The organism is Planococcus sp. RAB007_Raresut, assembly GCF_057369535.1.
On the sequence record NZ_JBXYIF010000007.1, the window covers coordinates 73686 to 96933 of the forward strand.

General features: G+C 33.3%; 16 protein-coding genes. 1 reads left to right on the forward strand and 15 read right to left on the reverse strand.

Annotated features, from left to right (window positions below; all coding sequences use genetic code 11):
• Window positions 1-147: 147 nt before the first annotated feature.
• The 6 genes from AC2Q9J_RS15085 to AC2Q9J_RS15110 all read right to left on the reverse strand — a co-directional run bounded on the left by AC2Q9J_RS15085 (window position 148) and on the right by AC2Q9J_RS15110 (window position 7676).
• Window positions 148-3249, reverse strand: coding sequence for a type I restriction endonuclease subunit R (locus AC2Q9J_RS15085; RefSeq protein WP_499041209.1), 3102 nt, complete (start codon window positions 3247-3249; stop codon window positions 148-150).
• A complete protein-coding gene (locus AC2Q9J_RS15090; protein WP_499041211.1) occupies window positions 3233-4528 on the reverse strand; it encodes a restriction endonuclease subunit S in 1296 nt (431 codons plus the stop codon). Before AC2Q9J_RS15090 ends, AC2Q9J_RS15085 begins: the two co-directional genes overlap by 17 nt.
• The gene (locus tag AC2Q9J_RS15095) at window positions 4518-6038 is read right to left on the reverse strand and encodes a class I SAM-dependent DNA methyltransferase (RefSeq protein WP_499041212.1); all 1521 of its coding nucleotides are present in this window, start codon (window positions 6036-6038) and stop codon (window positions 4518-4520) included. The genes AC2Q9J_RS15090 and AC2Q9J_RS15095 overlap by 11 nt, the downstream gene beginning before the upstream one ends.
• A 437-nt stretch (window positions 6039-6475) precedes the next feature.
• Complete coding sequence (locus AC2Q9J_RS15100) at window positions 6476-6967, reverse strand: hypothetical protein (RefSeq protein WP_499041213.1); 492 nt, start codon at window positions 6965-6967, stop codon at window positions 6476-6478.
• A 96-nt stretch (window positions 6968-7063) separates the two neighbouring features.
• On the reverse strand, window positions 7064-7360 hold the full coding sequence (locus AC2Q9J_RS15105; RefSeq protein ID WP_499041215.1) for a hypothetical protein: 297 nt from the start codon (window positions 7358-7360) through the stop codon (window positions 7064-7066).
• 22 nt (window positions 7361-7382) lie between these two features.
• Window positions 7383-7676, reverse strand: coding sequence for a hypothetical protein (locus tag AC2Q9J_RS15110; RefSeq protein WP_499041217.1), 294 nt, complete (start codon window positions 7674-7676; stop codon window positions 7383-7385).
• A gap of 180 nt (window positions 7677-7856) precedes the next feature.
• Here AC2Q9J_RS15110 and AC2Q9J_RS15115 point away from each other — a divergent pair, with 180 nt between their 5' ends.
• The gene (locus AC2Q9J_RS15115) at window positions 7857-8222 is read left to right on the forward strand and encodes a helix-turn-helix domain-containing protein (RefSeq protein ID WP_499041219.1); all 366 of its coding nucleotides are present in this window, start codon (window positions 7857-7859) and stop codon (window positions 8220-8222) included.
• 1856 nt (window positions 8223-10078) lie between these two features.
• Here AC2Q9J_RS15115 and AC2Q9J_RS15120 read toward each other — a convergent pair.
• From AC2Q9J_RS15120 to AC2Q9J_RS15160, 9 genes are all read right to left on the reverse strand, one after another.
• Complete coding sequence (locus tag AC2Q9J_RS15120) at window positions 10079-10927, reverse strand: ATP-binding protein (RefSeq protein ID WP_499041221.1); 849 nt, start codon at window positions 10925-10927, stop codon at window positions 10079-10081.
• Window positions 10890-11828: a hypothetical protein gene (locus tag AC2Q9J_RS15125; RefSeq protein WP_499041223.1), complete on the reverse strand. Its 939-nt coding sequence runs from the start codon at window positions 11826-11828 to the stop codon at window positions 10890-10892. The genes AC2Q9J_RS15120 and AC2Q9J_RS15125 overlap by 38 nt, the downstream gene beginning before the upstream one ends.
• Before the next feature lie 116 nt (window positions 11829-11944).
• The gene (locus AC2Q9J_RS15130) at window positions 11945-12946 is read right to left on the reverse strand and encodes a replication-relaxation family protein (protein WP_499041225.1); all 1002 of its coding nucleotides are present in this window, start codon (window positions 12944-12946) and stop codon (window positions 11945-11947) included.
• A 575-nt stretch (window positions 12947-13521) separates the two neighbouring features.
• Window positions 13522-14823 carry an MBL fold metallo-hydrolase gene (locus tag AC2Q9J_RS15135; protein ID WP_499041227.1) on the reverse strand — a complete coding sequence of 434 codons (1302 nt, stop codon included), beginning with the start codon at window positions 14821-14823 and terminating at the stop codon, window positions 13522-13524.
• A 187-nt stretch (window positions 14824-15010) separates the two neighbouring features.
• The gene (locus AC2Q9J_RS15140) at window positions 15011-17170 is read right to left on the reverse strand and encodes a GmrSD restriction endonuclease domain-containing protein (protein ID WP_499041229.1); all 2160 of its coding nucleotides are present in this window, start codon (window positions 17168-17170) and stop codon (window positions 15011-15013) included.
• Between the two features lie 22 nt (window positions 17171-17192).
• A complete protein-coding gene (locus tag AC2Q9J_RS15145) occupies window positions 17193-18863 on the reverse strand; it encodes a DUF262 domain-containing protein (RefSeq protein WP_499041231.1) in 1671 nt (556 codons plus the stop codon).
• Window positions 18864-18973: 110 nt separating this feature from the next.
• Window positions 18974-20260 carry a hypothetical protein gene (locus AC2Q9J_RS15150; protein ID WP_499041233.1) on the reverse strand — a complete coding sequence of 429 codons (1287 nt, stop codon included), beginning with the start codon at window positions 20258-20260 and terminating at the stop codon, window positions 18974-18976.
• 24 nt (window positions 20261-20284) lie between these two features.
• Complete coding sequence (locus AC2Q9J_RS15155) at window positions 20285-21847, reverse strand: hypothetical protein (protein ID WP_499041235.1); 1563 nt, start codon at window positions 21845-21847, stop codon at window positions 20285-20287.
• Between the two features lie 291 nt (window positions 21848-22138).
• A complete protein-coding gene (locus AC2Q9J_RS15160; protein WP_499041237.1) occupies window positions 22139-23239 on the reverse strand; it encodes a hypothetical protein in 1101 nt (366 codons plus the stop codon).
• Between the last annotated feature and the right edge of the window lie 9 nt (window positions 23240-23248).

The following is a 23248-nucleotide window of genomic DNA, read 5'->3' on the forward strand; positions in this document are numbered from 1 at the left end:
GAATTTATTAAATGATAAGGAACCGAAGCACTTTTGCCTCGGTTCCTCTTTTCTAGTAAATCAACATCAAGAGTAATCATCTATAAGATTGAAAAAAAGCAATCTACTTCTAATTCTTTTTAAATTCTTAAGCTAATGTAACGTCTATCATAGTTTAACACTCTCAGCCATCAACTCAGCCTGCTCAACAACGGTCTCTACCGCCAACTTCTGTAAATCAGGCGGATAACCATATTTCTTCAATAACCTTCGAACAGTAATTCTCATTTTCGCTCTGGCCGACTCTCGTAAGTTCCAGTCAATGCTCATATTCTCTTTAATTGCCTTTGTAAGCTCGTGTGCGATGACTTTTAGGATATCATCACCTAATACCTGTTCTGCTGTTTCATGAGAAGCTAAAGCATCATAAAAGGCTACTTCTTCTTTAATCAACCCCGAAGCTTCTCCTGCCTTCACAGAATCATTCATTTCTTTTGCAAGCTGAATCAATTCTTCAATAATTTTTGAAGTTTCAATGGCCCGCTTGTTGTATTTTTTGATGGCATTATTCAGCATCTCAGTGAATTTCTGTGCTTTCACAAGGTTCGTTCGCTGTACATTTTTCACTTTCCCCTGTAATAAGCGATTCAGCAATTCCACTGCCAAGTTTTTCTGCGGCAATGCCCGGACTTCGTCCAAAAATTCATCCGATAAAATCGAAATGTCTGGATTCTGAATGCCAAGAGAAGTATAGATATCAATTACTTCATCTGAAATAACCGATTTTGATATCAGCTGATTCAATTGAGCGTCCACTTGCTCAGGCGTTTTTCGGGTACCATCATCAGGAATCAATTTAACCAGAGCGGCTTTCACAGCTTTAAGGAATCCAATCTCTGCATTTAACTCTTGCGCTTCCGGTTCAGTAGCACATAAAGCAAAAGCTTTTCCAAGTTCAGTTACAACTTTCATAAAACGCTTCTTCTCTTCTTCTCCTAAGCCGATCACGAAATCCATCGTTTCAGTAATCGCTCTCATACGCTCAGAAGCTTTCTCTGAATTAAAGTTGTCATAACTATGCTTGTACAACATATCTTGAATAATCTCGAATTTTTCTAGCAATACATCTACTGCAACCGCTGTATCAATTCCGGTGTTGCCTCGATCACTATCGGTGTATTGCTTTAATGCTTCTTTTAAGCTGTCCGCAATTCCAATATAATCGACAATCAATCCACCTGGCTTATCTCGAAAGACACGGTTTACTCGTGCAATGGCTTGCATTAAGTTATGCCCTTTCATGGGCTTGTCGATATACATCGTATGCATAGAAGGTACATCAAATCCGGTCAACCACATATCGCGGACAATGACAATTTTGAGTTCATCATTAACATCTTTCATACGACGAGCCAAATCATCCCGCCTTTTTTTATTGCCGATGAAAGGTTGCCAGTGTTCCGGATCACTCGAAGTTCCTGTCATTACGATTTTGATAACGCCTTTCTTATCATCTTCTGAATGCCATTCTGGACGCAATTTGATGATTTCCTGGTACAGATCGATGGCAATCCGGCGGGACATGACGACGATCATCGATTTCCCGAACATGGCGTTTTGTCTGGACTCAAAGTGATTCACCATGTCGGCAGCCAACTTTTGAAGTCGCTGTTCAGCACCAACCAGTGCTTCCAGGCGTGACCATTTAGATTTCAACTTTTCTCTATCCGATTCTTCCTGGAATTCAGTTATTTCATCATACTCCGAATCTATATCCAAGCCTTCTGGCAAATCAAGTTTCACGATGCGGCTCTCATAATAAATCTTTACCGTCGAACCATCTTCAACCGCCTGAGTCATATCATAAATATCAATATAATCACCAAAAACAGCCGGCGTGTTTTTATCACTTGATTCTACAGGAGTTCCAGTAAATCCAATAAAAGAAGCATTTGGCAAGGCATCTCGCATGTATTTTGCATAGCCATATTTAGTAGCCACGTCATCTGTTGTCTTGGTCACTTGCGCTTGGAAGCCATATTGCGTCCGATGAGCTTCATCAGCCATTACAATAACGTTCCGACGAGTAGTTAAAGCATCCATATGGGTGAATCCTTCTTCAGGAGCAAACTTCTGCATTGTGGTAAAAATAATGCCTCCAGATTCAACAGCCAATAAATTTCTTAAGTCACTACGGCTATTTGCTTGTTTTGGTGTTTGACGCAATAATTCATTGGAAATTGAGAATGTATTAAAAAGTTGGTCATCAAGGTCATTTCTATCCGTTAAGACAATAATTGTTGGATTATTCATCTCTAAAACAAGCTTACCGGCATAGAAAACCATTGATAAACTCTTCCCTGATCCTTGAGTATGCCAAATAACACCGATTTTCTGGTCTCCGGTTTCGGCAGCAGCACGTTTTGCCTGTTCGATAGCTTTATTTACTGCATAATACTGATGATAGGCAGTGAGGATTTTAAATGTCTTTTCACCGTCTGTTTGAAAAACAATAAAATGGCGGAGCAGGTCTAGCAAAACTTCAGGCTTGAACATCCCTTGAATCAACACTTCAAGCTGCGGCATCGTCGAAGGAGCAATTGACTCTCCATCCACTGTGCGCCACATCATAAACCGTTCTTCATCTGCAGTGAGTGACCCAGCTCTAGCATTTATTCCATCACTTGTTACCATAAAGGCGTTGTATTGAAATAAAGATGGAATCGTTGATTTGTAGGTTTGAAGCTGATTAAATCCTTTTGAAATCCCCACTTGTTCGTCTGTCGAATTCTTCAATTCAATCACAACCAACGGCAAGCCATTCACAAAAACAATCACATCCGGACGTTTGTTGTTTTGTCCTTCAATGACAGTGAACTGATTCACTGCCAGAAAATTATTGTTCGACGGATTTTGGAAATCGAACAACCACAATTTTTCTGTCGCATTACGCCCATTTTCTTTTCGGACTTCCACGTCTATGCCATCTGTGACATACTTCTGGAAAATCCGATTATTGACAACAAGATTTGGAGACTGCACCATGGTTACCAACTGAACTGCCCGCAATACGCTTTCTAATGAGGCATCGGGATTAATTTGCAATAATGCCTCTTCAAGACGGCCGTTTAGAACAACATCAGCATAGCTATCACGTTCAGGCGTATCTCCATCTACAGCGATACTTGGCCCATTTTCTATTTTATATCCTAAGTTTTCAAGCCATTCCAGAGTAGCTTGTTCAAGATCGTCTTCATGAAATTGGTACATGTTCGATCACCTCTGTTTCGTCAGGGAGTTCGATTTCTCCAGAGATAAGTTTTGGAAGAAGCGTATCTCTAATGTTTATTAAGGTGTTAATTTCATTGCGCATATTGGATATCAATCCCATTATTTCATCAACTATCAACGCAAACTTTTGTGTAATATCTTTTGGATATATAACAGAAGGATAATTGCTTAGGGTCTGATGGTTAACACGTTGTCTTCCAGAGCTACCATTCATATTACTTATAGCATATTTTTTAAAAGCAGGATTTGAAGAAAAAAAGTACGTAAGTGTCATTGGATACTCTTCTTTACTTCTAATTGTTATAAACTCAGTAGACCCCCATCCCATTTTATCTTTTTCCATAAAGTCAACATATCCAATTTTTCCGTTTTCAAGACAAGGCGTAATTCTAGCAAGTAATGTATCCCCATTAATAAATTTACTGCCTGATCCACTAAACGCTCTCTTTTTCCAAGAATGAATCATTGCAGAATCATTTAAATCTTTCATTTCAATATAATCTGCTACGTCCCCTTTTTTCAAAGAAGTTTTAGGAGAAAAGTAAAACATATCTGAAGCTTTTCCAACTTTCCATTCTACTGGAATTAAACCTAATTCACTCTCCATCATTTCTCCGCCACTTGATTTATATGGTTGTCCATCTTCATTTAAAAACTCAAAATCAATAAACCAACGCTGAAAGAGAGTTTGTGCTATTTCTTCAAGAATAGAGATACTTTTATGGCTAATTATAATACTCTTATCTAGAGAAGAAAGAATTTGTGAAATTTGATTTTGAATTGTTAACGGCGGTACTTTTATTTTCATTTTCCTAAGCGAAACCATAGTTAATGCTTTTTGTGTAGAACCAATTGTAATAGCATCAAGTTCTTGTTTCCCTATCGGAGAAACTAACCAGTAATAAAGAAAACTAGGATTGATATCTGACGTAAAGTTGTTAAACCACGTTAAATTTCCATCCTTAAAATAAAACTCTTCTTCTTTTTGTACAATATATGGTACGCCTAGTGTGCCAACAGAAGTTAATAAGATATCATTTTCTTGTGGCGCTCCATACTTTTCTTTAATTTCTATAAATTTATCTTTAGAAATATATAAGGGATCCTTTATCTTTTCATTCTTATGTTTTAATATGATTTCCTTTGATCGGTAGAAAGGAATACCTTTAGAAACATAGTCTTTTAAAAAGATTCTTTTACTCGAACGAATATCACATACTTCACCAACTCTATATTCATTCCAGTTGTTAAACTCCATACCCAATCCCCTCCAACGCTTTACGGATTTGGTCTTCAATTTTTTTCGACTTTACAAGTTGTTCTGCCAATTCACCAGTCAACCGCTCCATCTTTTCTTCAAACGGCTCAGTGTCTTCTACTGCAGCCTCTAACCCTACATAACGGCCAGGCGTCAAGATATACTCATGCTCACGCACTTCATCAAGTTTAGCAACTTTGCAAAAACCTGCTACATCTTCGTATTCCTGCTCATTTGTTCCGCGCCATGCATGGTATACGTCTGAAATTTTATTGATGTCTTCTGTTGAAAATTCTTTCAATGTCCGCGAAGCCATATGACCTTGTTTTCTGGCATCGATGAAAAGAATTTCTCCACAGCGTTCTTTTTTACCATTTTTTGCTTTATTACGTGTAATAAACCACAAACAAACCGGTATTTGTGTGGAGTAAAATAATTGTCCCGGCAGTGTAACGATGCATTCGACAAGATCTTGCTCAATCAGATTTTTACGTATTTCAAGTTCTGATGTTGTACTTGTCGACATAGACCCATTTGCAAGCACAAAGCCTGCTGTACCAGATGTTGCAAGTTTTGAAACCATATGTTGAATCCATGCATAGTTGGCATTTCCTACTGGCGGCGTTCCAAATTGCCATCGGACATCTTCTTTCAACTTTTCTCCACCCCAGTCACTGATATTGAAAGGTGGATTTGCCAGGATATAATCAGCTTTTAACCCTTTATGTAAATCGTTATGGAAAGTATCCGCATTGTGATCACCAATATTCCCATCAATTCCTCGGATAGCCAAGTTCATTTTCGCTAATTTCCAAGTTGTCGGATTTGATTCCTGACCATAGACAGCAATATCTCCTAGACGCCCTTGGTGTTCTTCAACAAACTTCTCACTTTGAACGAACATGCCTCCCGAACCGCAGCAAGGATCATAAACTCGGCCTTTATACGGTTCCAACATCTGTACAAGTAACTTAACTACAGAACTTGGCGTATAAAATTCCCCACCATTTTTCCCTTCTGCGCTTGCAAATTTAGAGAGAAAGTATTCATAGACACGGCCCAACATATCTTTGGAGCGACTTTCTTTATCTCCGATTTTAAACGAGAACAAATCGATTGTTTCTCCAAGTCTTGTTTTATCGAGAGCCGGACGTGCATAGTCTTTCGGCAAAACCCCCCGCAAGGATTCATTCTCTTTTTCAGTAGCAATCATTGCATTATCTATAATCTGACCAATTTCAGGTTTTTTAGCGTTTTCTTTAATGTAAGTCCAACGAGCTTCTTTCGGCACCCAGAAAATATTCTCTGCTAGGTACTCGTCTTTATCTTCCGGATCTGCCCATTCGTCTTGCGTAAGTTCTTCATATTTCTCTTCAAAAGAATCCGAAACATATTTAAGGAATAGAAGCCCCAATACCACATTTTTATATTCAGAAGCGTCCATGCTGCCACGGAGCTTATCTGCCATTGACCATAATTTTTCTTCAAAACCAATATTTGCTGTAGACATTTAAATTCCCTCTTTCTGTTAATACTCTTCAACGTATGATAAACCTAATTTTACCAATGTTTAAAGGGTTTCACAATAAGACCTATATAGTTAATCTTATTTTACCTATGAGATATAGCAAAAGAGTTTAATATCGAAAATTAGACTCGGTTTTTAAAAACCAATAAAATTCTAATCTAAATAAAATAAGGGGCGGGAAATATTCCATCTCTTATTTTGTAGCTCCCTCTCGTAAATGAAGCGGCCTGCAATACACATTCCACATTTGTTCCTTCAATGCTTAGAATAGCTCTATCTGGAATGGTTTAACTGGTACTTAACTATTAAAAAAAAAGCCATTCAATATAAGGTACAACTTAACGTTGTCCAAATTTCGAATGACTCATTTATATATCAGATATTTGAATGTACTACTTCACAATTCTGAGAGGATTATTCTAATTCTTCTCTCTTCTTAGATGAGCTTCCAACTCATAAACTTTCATCGGATTGGCTAATTCGTCAATAATGTAGTATCCACTATTTTTTCGATCCAGAAAAACTTTACCGACTGTTACAAGGTTGTTTAATGATTCTTCAATTTCTGTTTTTCTTTTTCCTAGTTTACGGGATATTTCCTTTTTTAGCGGTTTTACTTTACTGTCATCAATCGAAAAGGCTAGTAAGCAAAGATATATATAAACGAATAAATCAGTTTTACTAATTTCCTTATCTCTGTATTTAAAAACTATAACAGTAGGTACGTAAAATTTTTCTTCTTCTTTAAGATTTTTTAAATCCTCAGCCATCCTCTTATCAAGAATTTCGATTGCTACATAACCATTGTCATTTAACTGTACAAGCATATAGTAGTCTAATTCCAATTCTAACTCTTCGATACTTAAAGATCTGTTGAAAAAATTCATGGGCAAAACAATTAAGCTGATCATTTTCTCTCTGCTTTCTTTATTGAAATTAATATAATCCACACAAATTATAATTAAAGATTTCGGTCTTTAGATGTTTACATTAACATCTCGTTATCTTTAATCTATCTCGCATGTAAAGTCATTAGCTTTATTATATACACTGTTTATTTGAAGCTTTGCTTGATCCACCTCAGATTTAATGAGCTTTACATCATTTTCCGTTGATGATTCCACATGCTCTAAATTCACGCCAATAATTCCGGTCATATAACCTCTATTCCCTAACAGAATTCTTAATTCTGTAAATAGTTCAGATGTAAAGTTCTCATGAGCTTTGTTTTTCATATCTTCTCCTTCTGAACACTCTACCAAAGTTGACACATCAATATATAGTCTTCCATCGAAAACTTCCATTTATCCCTCTTCCCCTTTCAAACTATATTTTTTTTGGCGCCATCAAAGTGTCAACCGCAAATATCAAAGCGTCATTAAAGGCAGTTTTGTAGGCAATAGTGCTTTGTAGATAAACTTGTTCAAAGATATTGTCTTTGAAGTCACTTATAAGGGTCAACTTGTCCACATCATCAGCTAATTGGGCTAGCTGTTTGAGTTTCTCTTCCAAGTCGTGTTCAATCGCTTCAGATATTGAAATAAATTCAGTACTATTAATAATTTCTTCTATCCTTCTCTGTACTAACTCTTCCATTACCTGCTGAAATCCTTTAACCATCATACGTCCTCCTTCTTTATTCCTTTAAAATCAATATTCCTTTAAAAGGAATAATTATATCTTATATTACCTTTGGGTATTTGTAAAATCAATAAATAATGCGATAGAATCAGTTATAGTAATTCGAATAAAATTAAAATAGTTTAGATTAAAATTTTTATTTTCAGGAAGGAATATAAAATGGATAACCTTATTGCTGGAAAACTTATTAAAGAATATAGGAAAGAAAAAAACATTAAATTAATTGAGTTTGCAAAAAAAATTAACATGGCTCAATCTTCCCTCTCTAGAATAGAAAACGGTACACAGGAGTTGTCCATTTCTGTTCTAACAAACATCTGTGAAGGATTAGACATTTCCGTAAGTGAATTCTTTTTAAAATTAGAAGGAAAAAAAGAATTTTTAAATCCTAACGTAGAATTATCTGCAGCAAGTTCCGCCGAAATTAATGGTGATTTGGATTCATTATTGCATTCGGCTATTGCTTCTCTAACTATAGAGCAAAAGAAAGGCCTCTATATTCTTTTATTTCCTTACTCTAAATAATTTTATTAGTGCTATTACAAATAGACTGATGGATAACTATAAAAACTTCTTATTACCGTCCTTAATTATCATTATCTGTATGGGAAGTAAATATTTTTACACGGCTTGCTGCACTGCCTAAACAATTCATTTTTGTTGCTACTAAATATAAAATCCTTTCAGATTTCGTTGAACCTTAGATTCGATTTAATTAATATTCTTTGGCAGCTTAATAATTCTTATCGATGTTCAGCTAACTTTTTTCAAAAATATTTATACTTTTAAGATCATATTTCTCTTCATTTGCAACTCTCATTCTGAAACCAGAAGATAAAAATTTCTTACCTCATATTCCTACTGTTTTTTTGTTATATTGTTCGCCTTCTAAGTAACCTACTACTTCGGTGATTAAAACACTAAGTAATACAGACGTTCTAAGTAACAGGTTTTATTTCATTGTTAAAACTATTATTCAGGACCATGCAAACTACATTACTTCGGAACAATACATTGCTTTCCGTTTGAAAAATTTTTTTTTGAAAAAGTTACGGATTTGAATTTGTTTCAGTAAATCATTCTTTAAGTATGAGGATATCGGAGTTTTGTAGAGTAAGTAATTCTATACACTCTATCTCGAGTAAATTAACAAGAATTATGTTCTTAATAAATCTGACTTATTGTTATATTGACTGTAATCGAAGGAGACGTAACGAGGTAAAGATCCGAATTTTTTAATAGCAATTTTAATTTACCTATTTGATATATACTCCTGCAGTATTGTTACCAATTAAACTAGAAGAAGTTCTTCGAAATCCTAAAAATAGAAGTGGGTCAATATTCAAAATGACCCTTCTCTTTGACATTTCCTATTTATACCTGCGATGAATGGCGTATTTACTTTTCAAGTTCGTTCCAGGAAATTTCGTTCGTTATCAATATTAGATACTAATGTTGACACCTCTAATAGTTACTATGTTATTTTTCATTATTCATCTTCTTAGAGTTCTAGCAAAAAGCCTTTCAGATTAGGCTTTTTTGTAGTAACTAATATCAGTACCTATATTAGTTACTAATAATGATTTTCAGAAGGATTATTATCTTTAAATGCATTATTTTTAGTTTTAATATCTTTTTATTCTTGAATTGACTACTAAATATCCTATTAGTAACTAGTATTAGTTACTAACGTTGATTCTTTTATTAGTTACGATATTCCTTTTGCGAATTTTAAACTTAATAAATCTAGCTAGAAGCCTTTCATATTGGGCTTTTTTATAGTGTCTACTATTAGTAACTATTAGTGGGGCTTTCATTAGTCCTTACGTCTTTACATGAATTATTCACTCGATGAATCTACCACGAATAATTTTGCATTTACTAAGTAGGAAAGCAATCTTTATGAAGTCTTCTCTTAATATGAAACATCATGAATTGGCTTGGATTGTTCTGGTGTAGTTTATTCTCATGAGACACAAGGGCGAGGGTAACTATCGAGCTGGTGGCAAACTCAAACCTCGCCATTGTTGCAGAAAATACTGAAACCAAGGAGCAGCTTTAATTTTTGCAAGAAGCGGCTAATTTTAAAGAGTTGTTATAAATTATGCTTTAAGGGAAAGAAGCAACTTGAAAAGCCGCTTTAAGGCTAACTAAGGCCATATTCCTTCAAATATTGCTCCATATTCCTAACTAAGACTTCTAGTAGCTCTATGAGCTTTTTGGCAGTGTTTTTCTGTTATGTATACCTTTAGTAAAACGTAACAAAAGGCGCCTCCTTTTATATTGGAAATTACCAATATTTTATGGAGACACCTTTTTGCAAATACAAGATTTGATTAAAACCATAGGAATTCCTTTAATGAACCACTTACAGGACTGATTTAAACATCAAATAATTCGTTAAAAAGTTTGGTGTTTTTTTCAATAGACGCCTTTTCACGAACATCTTCCTCTGGCATGTCTATTGGAAAAGTCATATAATCTATTCTGCTTTTTATTCTTCCCTTCTTATATGTTAGCGATAATTCCTCAATTTCTATATTTGAAGTAATGATAGTTAACTTACGATTATTCATACGTTCTTCTAATATTTGCGTGATAATCCCTTCTGACCAGACAGAATTATTCTCAACTCCTAAGTCATCAATTATAAGCAATTCTACTTTTTGATATCGATTTAAAATTTGTTGGGCTGTATGCTCACTTTTGCCGTCGAAACTATTCTGGAGTTCAAATATCGCATTTGCAGACGAAATATATAGTAGATCAATATTTAACCGCTCTACTAAATCATTACCAACACTTATTGCCAATCTGCTTTTTCCGCTGCCTGTTACTTGACTGTAAAAATAAAGCCCTTTTCCTCGCTGCTTGCATATTTCATAGTTTTCAACAAACTTTGAAGCTATCTGTTTTGCTAGTTTGGCTATCTCTCTATCTTCCTCCTCCTCATATACATCTATTGAAAAATCAGCTACTGTGCAGTTCAGAAATTTTTCTGGAATTTTAGCAGTTTTAAGTTTAATATCTATTTCCTTTCGCTTGTTGCAATTACATTCTCGCATAACTGTGTTTTTATTTTCATCAAGTAATAGAATAAAGCCGGAACCGTCACATTTATTGTAAGCACATCTTTCTGATGGCTTGGTATAAATGCCTGGTTCACTTTCTCCATATCTTTCGCGCAGATTCTCAATTATTTGGTTTAGTCCGTCTTGTAAAACTTTCACGTTTTTTTACCCCCTGTTTTTTATTAGAACTTAAAGTTGATGTATTTTTATTCTTGTACTCCCTAAGAACATAGTTAGCAAGATAAGTGAAAGAGCGTATTGATTCACCTGCATGCTTTTCTTGAAAGTTCTCGTAACATTTATCGAATAAATCTTTTAACTGTGAAAAAGACAATTCCAGCAGCGCCACTTGCTTTATTGCAGCCTCTTCTTTACTTGTAAGATAAAACTTATTGCTTTTTTCTAAATAATATTCAGTTATTTCTCCGACTTTTTTAAGATCAATCTTTTCTTTATTTTTTTTAATCACATCTTCACCAGATAGAAATTTGGATATATTTTTTGAAGTATTCTTTGAAGTAATCTCTGGTATTGCTGCTTCATTTTGATTCACCGTATAAACAGAATGATTACTCGTATGTTCATTTTGCTTATACGGGTGGGCATTTTGATGATCCGTCCTACTAATATATTCTTTTTCATTGTAATAAGTGTCAAAATCATTTAACTCGTATCCCAGTGTTTTTAATTCCATCCTGATTTTATTTAAGTTAACTCGATACTGATAAGTTTTATCGTACCGGTATTTTGGGTTAGGATTTCTTCTTTCGAAAATAAACTCACATTTGACCAATTCTTTTAAATATCTTCTCACCGTTGTCTGACTCCCGAGCATAACTTCCTGGGATAGTTCTTCAGAAGTTTTATATATCCAGCCATACTTTATACTTCTTTCCGTACAAAGCTTCTGTTCTACTTCTTCCCGAATGAATTCTTCTTTATCCTTAATTCTTAAAGACCAATACAATAACTGATTCAATGTAATAGCTAAAGTATGATTACCGGTTAGTTTAACTAATTCCTCTTTAATAATGGCTCTCTTAGGATTATTCTTTTTCATTATTAACTCTCCTTTTTAATACAGAAAATCCCCAATTTTAGTCTGCATGTAAAGCAGCTTTAAGCAGCTTTTTGCAGACAAAATTGGGGATTTCCCTTATGATTATTAACTTTTATTTAATCTTCCCTAAAAATCTCCGGCTCTAAAAAGCTAGCAATTAAATGGTCGATTTTTTTTAAAGATGCAAAACGCACCTGCAACCTAACTTCTTTTATCCTCTCTTGAAGCTTAGTGTCACTGTTTAAACTGTTATTCATATTCTGTAATCTTTGGCTTCTATCTCCATATTTATTTCTTAACGAATAAGTTTCGTCTGGCATCACGATTACCACTACATGATTAGTATCTTTATTTTCCTCTGCAACATAACAGTATCTCCAGACTTTATCTATTATTTGCGGCCATTGTTCTGTCCCTGTATCAAGTTCAATATTAACGACTCTTGGTTTATTTCCTGTTCCTTCAAAAGTTCTTTTCATAATCCAGTCGGGTTTTATCATCGTAGAGGTGTATCCCATTTCACTTTTAGAACTAGAACTCCTCGTATAGTTTGCTGCTCTTGCATGTGCAGCTCCTTTATTAATTCTGTTGAATGTTCCATTCCCTTTTGGTACCCATCTATCGTAAGGATGTTCAGCAGGAGATAAAGATATCATTTTTAATGATAGTCCCTTTGCTTCATACCTAGGCATAGACAATCTTGCCATTCCACGCAACATAACTCTTAAAACAACTTCTTGTGTCATAAGAAAATGCTGGACATTTTTCTTATTTAAAAGTGGGTACATTCTATTCTTGTTATAGTTATCAGGTAAATGACCTTTTTCTTGCAATAGCTCAATACCCGCAGATCCCAGTGTGTAATACTTAAACCTATCACCATCAAATCCTTCCGCAAATTTAGCTGATTTAATGAGCTTAAAATCTTCAAACTTTCTCATTCTATTTTTAAATGCATAGGAATGACTTTTACCAAAACATAATTCAGTATAGTATCGAAATAATTGACTGGTTGATAATAGATGCTGCCTCTCAAGAATTATTAACATCTCAACTTCATTTGGCTTCACCTCAATTCTTGATCTGCCTTTTCCCTTTTTAATGATTATATTTTCCATCTTGTTCTCCTTTTCCATTATGATTTTTATAAAAAGCTGTCTTTTCCTTTTATTACGGTTTTCAAAATTATCAAATTCCTTTGTCGGCATATTGACGCGGTAATCATTTTCTTCTACGTAATACAGTATTCTATCTTAACAACACTGTTCATCTCAAAGCGCAAAATTATCAAAAATATAAGAAAGAGGCTTTTTACTTAGTACATCATATCTTCAAAAATCTTAATTTCTAGGTATTTTCATTTTTTTATTCAATTAAATTTTTTTTATTATTATCTTTTATTACTAAATTAGTTCAATCTATTCCGATGTGGTATGTGATATTTTAGAAAATGCAAAAAGGACAACGCTAATTACGTTGTCCTTCTTACATCTAACATCTTACTTAACCTACATTTTCAAAACTAAATTTAACACCCTATTATATTTTGGGTGTCTCCTAGTTCCGTTTAGAGCGCGTTATTTATTCCATTAAAATTTTTATTAGAATAAGATAGATTGAGGTAATGGTTATTTTAGAACTCATATTAATGTTGAATTATTCCTTTAGTGCTTATTATAAAATATTTATTTTATCACTTTAATTTATTTTCACATATACAAGGAGTTAGCTTTTTATTTCCTACACTTTTCCAACCCGAATTATAACTTAGTGAGATAAGTTGGTACTCACTAGAACACGTACCACCACGTGAATTAATGTTCCATCTTCTACATCTAGTACAGTAAGTCTTTCCTAAACTTCGAACACTTTTAATAAATGCTTTCGACATTCTAATACGATAACTATCCCCTCGAATAAATATTGGATTTTTACCATTAGATGTATTAATGCATTTGTTTATAGCCTCTTTGTTCGATTCCGAACCATGATGCGCAACAGTTATTAACATATTTTCTGCACTAGGAACAAATTCAATCTTTTCAAAATCAGAATCTGATGAAAATATTATAAGTGGATTTTTTTTTGTTTCTTTCGAAGCTAAAACTAGACTTGTTTTATTAGGATCGTGTTTAGGGAGCATTTCCAAAAGAGATTCAGATAATCCTTTGCGGGTATAAGTAGCTACTTTGCGATGACATAAGGGAGTTAACAACCCTTGTTCATCATAAGCATCGAAGTTTTCTTTAGTCATTGGATCTTCAACTAATTCAAGCCATGATATTTTAATCTTTTTTTTAATTACTTCATCTAACAATGCTTCTAGCTTACCGTACTTTTCCAAAGCCTCTCGAAAATCATCAAACTGAGAATCTGTAAGTTCGTATGTATCATGTAGATGTAAAACTAATTTTCCATCTATAATACTCATATTGTTTAGACCTTTAATTATTTTTCCAGGCTCAAGCTGACTCAGTAAGTATGTCTCAAATTGCTTGGGACTAGTTTCTACATAATCCATACATTCTTTTATTTCTCGACAATATGCGATTGAATCAAAATTCCCCTTTATTGTCGCACTGTCTTCAAACAATTTATCTTTTGTTTTTGATTCAAAAGTTCTCTCTGTATTCTCAACTAATTCAACATGACTTTTACCATTTGAATCAGACTGAATCTCTTGAGTCAAATCTAATATAAACTTCATCCTGTCATCTTTGATTCTATCAATATATCGCTGCCATTTAGCCGGTATCCAGATTTCTTTGCAAGTCAATTTAACACTTGAACGCAATAAGTTTATAATACCTTCAGTGTGATCAGCATCGGCATGAGTACATACTATTAAATCCAACTGTTCGATTCTAGTCCTAGAAAATTTTTCAACAAAATTATTTCTACTATCTTTTCCTCCATCTACTAATATTTTCTTCTCATCCTTTTCAAGTAGAAAAGCATCTCCTTCAATAACATCAAAGGCTGTAAATGTCAGCATTTAATATCTCTCCGTCCCACATATTAAGATTTTTGAATCGGACAATTTATATACTTCAATTTTATAGATTAATACACTTGGTATAAAGAGTGCGGTAATGGTAATTTCCGCACTCTCTTATTGTTGTCAGTTTCTAATTTTAATTTGAGAAGATTTGTAAAACGCTAACTAAATAACCTCTAAGCATTTACTTAGTAACAGGAGCTGACTTAAAAATTTTATGAGCGTACCGCACTAAAGTAACGCCTCTCTGAACTAGATCGCTCTCTTGTAAAGTTTCATCATACTTTGTTAATTCCTTCGTAATTCCATCATCACCAGTACTTTTCCATTTTCCGGTTGAAATATCAAGCTCTACATTAAAGCTTGTTACTAAACTACTCTTGTCACTTAGACGAACAGTAGAATAAGCATAAGAGCAAATCTCTTCATCATGAATTTCTTCGATAACAGCAGCATAAAACGGGTTAATATGTTCTGCTTGAAGATTTACACCTGACAAACGTTCAATAGCATATGTATTTTCATCTTCATATGCAAATAACAACTTACTTCCTTTTAGTATCGCTGGGTATTTAACAAAATAATAAGCCCAATGATTTTTTTGCCAGGTATTATTATTGTCAATTATATAGTTTAATTTTTCTTCAACAGAGGAATCAGGTGCTGCGATAAGAAGCTCAAAAGTTTGCGTAAAAATATCGGTTAAGTCATTATTGGTCCATATAAATTCCTTATAGTAACTTCCTCCAAATACAAATCGTGGCCCTAAGTTGCTCCAACCAATACGAACGGCATAATCGTCAATAGTTAACATGGCTCTAGCAATCAAGGAATCTGGAAGTTTTAGTAGTGCCTTAGCAAACTTTACTGTTTCGTTAGGATAGCGTTTAAATATCGGCAGCAATTGATGTACTGCACCTTTAAACACATATATATCTTCTAATTCCCATAACAATTTTTTGAATTCTGGATGCTTACTTATAAATTCTGCCTTCTCTCGTTCCTGTTTCCAACTAGAATCTGCGAATCCCTCTACGCTATCAAACGTCAGGATTGCATTATATATAGGCTTGCCAGTTGCGATTAATTGATCAATAGTGCGGAAGATTGGTCCGAGTGTATCATATCTTAAGTTACTATTGATTTGTCCATTGTTTATTTGGCGAATTCTCTGTACCAAATTCCGTATAACACGTAAGGTATCTACTACATCCAATTCCTGGCCGTTTAATTTTTTTTGAATTATTGTATATAAATATATACGTTCTACTAAATTAAGATTCGATTCTCGACTAACACAAGTATCGAAAATCTGCGTATCTGCAGAGAATAAGGAGATATTCTTAGAAATGAAATTAAAGTATTTGTTTATTTCTTCTTTACTTTTCCATAATGATAGAGAAGCAAAAAGAAATTCAACATTTTCTTTTTCTGAATAAATCCGCTTTAACTCTTCTGGCCTAACAAAAGGTTCTGAAAAAATCCGTGGATTCTTAAGCGTTTTTTCCTTGATTGCAACAGAAGATGTGAGAAAACTAAATAACTCCACAAAAGATTGATCGATGGTGAAATCAGCAGCTCTGTACTCCCATAACAAATCAGTCCAATCTTTTTCTAACATTAAAGAGAAATCTTTGCTTTTTGCTGCAAATCCTGCTTCTTCTAAAATTTTCTCGAATTGAGCCTTGAAATTTTCAAAAGTAGATAAAGATTTTCCACGGGCATTCATTTTAATGTATAAATCATCGCCTAATCCAAACTTTTCTAATTCCAAAAAGTTAAAAGTGATAGGGGATTGCTCACTTGTTAGGAGCGGAGCTACTTCACCCTTAAGATTTGCGAATTTAATATGGATCGCATCAAGCATTACAAGTATTCCCTGTACTGTTGGATCTAATAGCCAGTGAGAATGAAACCATTTTTTGTCAATAAGGATATTGGAAAGAGACTGATTTTGTATATCTTCATAAAGAGGAGGATTCTCCACTAACGCTCTAATAAAGTCTCTTGAACTGACTCTTGTTTCATAGGAGAATTTCATTAAAACGCTGTCTAAATTCGCACTTTCTTTTATATTCACATACCAATGCAAAAGAAATAAAGTTGTTAATCGTTGTTGTCCGTCAATTGGTAAGAGTATTCTTTCATTGCCATCTAAATCTACCGTGCCATATACGAAGTCAAAATCAACATGACGATTCCCTTCCAAAGCCTCTTTTAGATGGTCCAATAAAAGATTACGAACATCTTTTGAATGCTCGTCTTTACGCCCATGGGCGTAATCTCGTTGTATAATTGGAATTTTTATCTGATAATTCTCAAGTAACTCCCAAAATGTTTTCATTATATTCCTCCAAATAATAAAATCAAAACGAATTCAAAGCTTCTCTAATAGCCTCGATGTAATCATTTCCGTCCTGCTCTGACCAAAGCTGAAAATTATCTACCTCTTTACTGTAGTATTTCATAAATGTATTACGCGTGCATAAAGGAATAAAGCTTCCTTGTTTATCGTATTCTTTCAATTTCATGTATTTAATCGGATAGAAATGATTGCTAAGCGCACTATTTGTATCCCTATCTAGTAATACAAGATTTTCTAATCCATGAATATTCGACCCGAATTGATCTTCTGTCGCTTCCAACACTGCCTCAAAAAGTTCTGTAAACTTTTCTTTAGTGATGTTTTCTTTTAGGTTACTCTCAAGAGATTCAATAAGCTCTGTATATGATAATTCCGGACTTATTTTTTCTAATTGATTTAGTACATATACTGCGTCTTTAATCCACGCTAACCATTGCTCTTTCGTATTAAGACCTTCTGTATTCTGAGCATGTATATGTTCAATACTCCAACGTTCTTTTACATAACGATCATAAGGAAATCTGGCTTCATCGTTTTTTTGTTTTAATGTTGTAATAATATTGAAGAGTAGTAATACCTTTTTTATTTTTATATTGTCTGGTCCTCCGTAGTACAAATCTTCTAATCTAGTAGCATCGATTTCTTTATTGATGTCTTTTTTTAATTTGCGACGAAAATCTTGTTTTTCAAGAATGTCTTTACTATCATATAAATCCATATAAATCGTAATCGATTTATACTGCGTTAAATAGCCAAGTAAGTGATATAATTCTTTATCTTCATACCACTCCTCAAACCTTGCTAAGTATGATTTTATCGTTAGCCAAACTCTTTCAAAACTTTCTTCTTTAGCCATCTGATAAAAAGTATAGAATGGATCATGATGACTGCTAGTGACATTTTTTGTATAGATATCAAATAAAAACTCAATCCGATTTGTGTAGATTTTGGAAGGTTGAATAAAATACCATAAACGATCTTGACGAAGTTTCCGCTCTATTTGATCCCATTCACTAGCAAGTTCAAATCTCTGATTTTCTGGTGTATTCGATAGAATTAATGCTTTAATCAGTTCAGCATTTGTCAAAGGAATTTTGCCAATGTTCAAGCGGCTAAAGACTTCTCGAACCTCTACATGCGGTTCAACTTCGTACCAGATGACTTTTACCGTTTCTCCTAAAGCAATTAAAAATTTGTTTTTTAATGTACGACGATTTTCTCTAGGTTGTTGAAACCATTCACCAATGGTTAAGAAAGCTTGTTTAAAAAAGTGGAAATCGATATTTTTCAAATCATTTCCTTCATTAATCTCTTGTTGGATATTCTTTAAAAAGTTATTACTATCTAGGCGAGTCTCGTAAGTGAGTTTATAAGGCTCTTCATTTAGATAAATTAAAATTAAAGCAATTGTCGTTAAACGTTGTTGTCCATCTATCACTTCATAGAGAGGTAGACCATTGTCTTCTTTTTCAGAGTTCCTGACTACTACTGGTTGTAAGCAATAAAACTCTGACGATCCAGTACCTGCATTTACCATGAAATCATAAATGTCATCAAGTAAATTTAGAACTTGTTGTTTATCCCATCGATATCCTCTTTGATAGGATGGTATGAAAAATGAGGCAGATTCTAATAATTCATTAACTGTTTTTAACGTTATTGTATTTTCCACTTACCCAACTCCTTTTTCTTATCTCGCTTCTCAACATCTATTTAAATTTTCAGTCGATATATCATGAGCGTTCCGCTTAGTAATTTAAAAGTATTAATTTAATGAATAGATTATATTCTCTTCAAATAATTACTGGATTTTTGCTGGAGTAATTTTAATTCGTTTTGATAGTGGACTGGATGAACTTTAGTTTTTACAATGGTTGCCATTGTATTCGGAAGTATATCTAGAATGGATACAGACTTGTTTTTTAATGCTAAGGTAATTGCTATAAGCTCTTCTTTTTTATTTATTAGATAAGCTTTCTCTTTATGAAATTGATGGTCTATTTCCGCTTTAACTTTATTATTGGCATCTGAATCAATTAATTCTCTTTTTATATCATCTATTTTTTTCTTCTTAATAAGTATCTTGGCATCGATTTGAGTAATCACTTTTAGTAGTAACTCGTTCATATTCTCAACCAATTCATACTCATGTTTTTTATAAAAAGTTCGTTTAATGCCAGTCGAGAGTCGTCCACCTTGGCTTGTCCCCATGTATGCACCCAGCATTGCACCAGTAACTCCTCCTGCAGGGCCGAATATCATAGTTCCAAAAACTATTCCCGCTTTTTGTCCAAGCGCTCCTAGCATAACTCTAGACGATGTATCACTCACAACATTAAAAACTGCATGATTAATCAAAACTTCATCTTTCCATACTCGCTTGATATTGGATACTGAACTAACTCCTGCTGCAATCCAAGGAATTTCGAAATCTAAGAGATCTCCAGCATGAGACAAGGTTGAAGATGTTGCTTCTAAAACATCTTCTCTAGAAGTGTTTGATATATACACATTAGGATTGCCTTCAAAATGAGGTGCAAGCTCTTCATTAACATATACCGGTATGTCTGGGTATGTATTAAGATGTTCTCTTACACCTTGAGGATCCGCTAAACTCTTTACTTGAAAAGGCTGCCCATCAATTAATAAGTCCCATCCAGGGTTGTTTGAAGTTTGCGGAAACTCTACTTCATGACCTTTAGCCTGTAACTCGGCAGCAATCATTTGTTCTGCAACATATCCCTGTAGCTGTGCGATGTCTCCAGTGATCACAGAAGTATCAATTCCACTAGAAAATTGGCTAAGTGTAAAAAGAGAAGAAAAATCTTCAGTTCTTGCAAAATCCATGCCTTTAACTACGCTAGGATTTATCATGACGTAATCATAAATAAATTCTCCGACACTAATTGTCACAATCGCCCCTGTTTGTTTCAATTGTTCAGGATTTCCAAAAAGCATAGTTTGCAATCTGTTCTCCTGCTTTTGTTCCTCCTCTACATTACAAGACAAAGCTTTTTCATACTCTCCCTTTTTCCAATAATTCCAAAAGTCTCTATTTGAAATATTCATACCTTACTCCTCTTTTTCGACTGGCTAAATAGTTTTTAGATCGGCCATGCCATAATTTTCTTTTTCGTATTGTTTAATTTCCTGGGTAACAGATATGTTATTTTGGCTCAAAACCGCTAAAACGCCTTTTAGATTATCTCGATCTTTTACTTTTCCGTTTTTTTGAATGGTTAAATCTTTTATATTTTTTTCTTTGTTTTTAATATTTTCTCTTTCTGTCTCTTTGAAATTACTATTTGAATGTAAAACATCTTCAACCATTTCTTTTAATAATAAAGTTCTCTTTTTTTCTACATCTGCTATATCTAAAGTAGTGGCAAGATTTGTTACACGTTTGCCTATGTATGAAAAAAAACCATTTTCATTTTCTCTGCTAACCTTAGAAGCTTTTAGATTGATAATTTTGTTTGAAAGTTCCTTATATTCGTTTTTATGTAACGCAAAAGGAATAGAAATGGATAAAGATTCGAGATTTGAATCCTTTAAAGAAATTTGTATATTTTCTTTTTCAAGTCTAATATTTTCTTTTTCTTGTTGAATCATTCTTTCACTTTTTTTAATTTCTTGATTTATTAGATTGATATCACTAGTTTTAGCGCGTTGTTCAATCTCTGTATCTTTCAACTCTTTACATAAATCACTATAGTGGTTATAACGTTTCTCCCACTCTTTGATAAAATTAGTGAAAGATAAGTTATTGCTTCCATTACTCATATAGGGAAGAGCGATTTGCATAATTATAATCGGTAGTAATTTCTTCTTTAATGAATTATTTTGATAGTTAATAAGAACAACCCCTCCTCCAAGCAATAGAGGAATTATAAAGAATGGGCTAGCAACTACTGCAATTGTGGAGGTTAATCCTGTGTATATTCCAAAAGGTAAAGTTATACCAAATAATCCAGCAAATGTGGCTAATAAAGAAGTAGCTGTTGTATAGAAAGCAAATCCGCTTACTTCGACAATAATTGCAAATACAATACTTGTCCCACTAGTTGCAATCGTTTTACGAACCATCTCATCCGTAAGATCATTTATTCCAAGCTTTTCTTTAATTTTTGTTTGCTTTTCTTCTGGTAAACTCTGAATATATTCGTTTACCTGAATGGCAAACTTTGTTTGATCCTCTATTGAAAAATCTTGAAAACTATCATCTAACTCGTTAAATATTTTTCTCATCTGAAAATTAATTATTTGCTGTAACTTTGTCGAATCAGATTGATTGGTAGTGAAAGAGCGAAATTGCTTGTCTTGCTTTTGATACTGCTGGTAAACATCGTTCACTATAGCAGAGCATTGATCTTCAATTTCTTTTTCAACCGTATATTTAGTACCACGAATTTTTAATAACTTCGTTAATTCAAGTAATAAATTGACTTGCAATGTTTCATCAGCTTCTGCTTCAAGTGTGATTACTTCTTTTTCTAAATGAATTGTAAAGTGGTCTTGCTCTTCTTTTGAAAAAATATCTTTAGTTTTGGAAGATAAGAGATGTCCTATATTTGTTTTACATAACAGTGCATATACCATTCTAAGATCTGTTCCTTTTAATGAAACTAAGCTATTTGCAAGGATTTTACCATCCATTATAACCACTCCTTTATTTCCTTTAATAGTAAAATTATACTACAAGAAAGATGAAGAGAATTTAGTTAAATATATTTTTTAGAAATTTTCCATATTTATATTTTTTCTTTTTTTCTTTAAGTATTTATTAATGAATCTGACTATTTTAAATTTATTTTGTGTAGACTTTTATTGAAAATAAAAAAGACCATAACATGACTTCTCGAGTCACTTTAAGGTCTTCTAAAGTATTTTATTCAACATTGTTATAGACATTTTATGGATTATTATTCTCATACAAGAAGAGTACTATCAATGATTTTGCCAGTATTCATATACATCTGAATAATCTTCTGTATCAACCTCTGCCTCAATATATTCGTTTCCTGGAGATACCATAAGTTCTTCTGTAGTTTTAAAACTTTCATTACTCAGTTCTTTATTTTTTAAATACCTTTCATTTTTCCTCCAATTCAAAGTAAATATCGCTCCTATGATTTTCTCCTTTATTTCTTCATTTCTATTGTTAACAACAATTATAGATTTTCTTGCTATATCTTCTTTAATTTTATGTTGTTGGCTTTTTTCTTCTAATATTTCATCCATCTCTTGAGAAGTAAGTTCTTTCCAAATAACGACTGTCATTGATAAATCATCATTGAAAGAACTTATGATGTCGTCTGGAAAATGGTGTTTTTGAGAATTGAAAGAATTATAGAAACTCCATTTAATTTTTCCAAATTTATTAAATATAGTGACATGAAAATGAGAATATGCTTTTCTAATAAGATGCAGTTCAAGTACCGAAAGTCCATTTTTCCATAAAGGCTCTGAATGATTTCTATGTGGCAAGCTTTCAAAAGGTAACAAATTATATATTGTTTTAGAACTTACACTAATGATGTTATGTAACTCCCTATATGCGTGATTATAATTTCCATTAGCCTCGTTTAACAAAATTTTCACTGAATATAACGGCTTTGAAGACGATGATACAGATTTAAATAGTTTACCTAGAAACTGTATTCTTTCTTCTTCGTTGTTAAAAAATTTTGTATCTCCTACCCAATCTGCCACTAATAATACTTCTTCAAATAGTATATGTTTACTTGACCTCAATAATTGTTCTATTTTTAGCTTATTTTTTTTATCTTTAAATCCATTTTCAATTTGAAAAAATTTCAGTATGGACTCTAAAAATAGAGAACTAAAAATACTTTCAGGTGATTGGATGGTGCAATCAGAAGCTTTGATCAAACTTCCATCATTAATATAAAAAAAAACTTTTTCTATATCATAATCATACATTATTTTGAACCCTTCGTTATGAAGGCCAGTAACCTCGTATTGTTGACCTATTTTATTTTCGTACCAAGCATTTGGCAAGGTAACTCTCTTAATTTCAATTTTCATTTTGTAAAT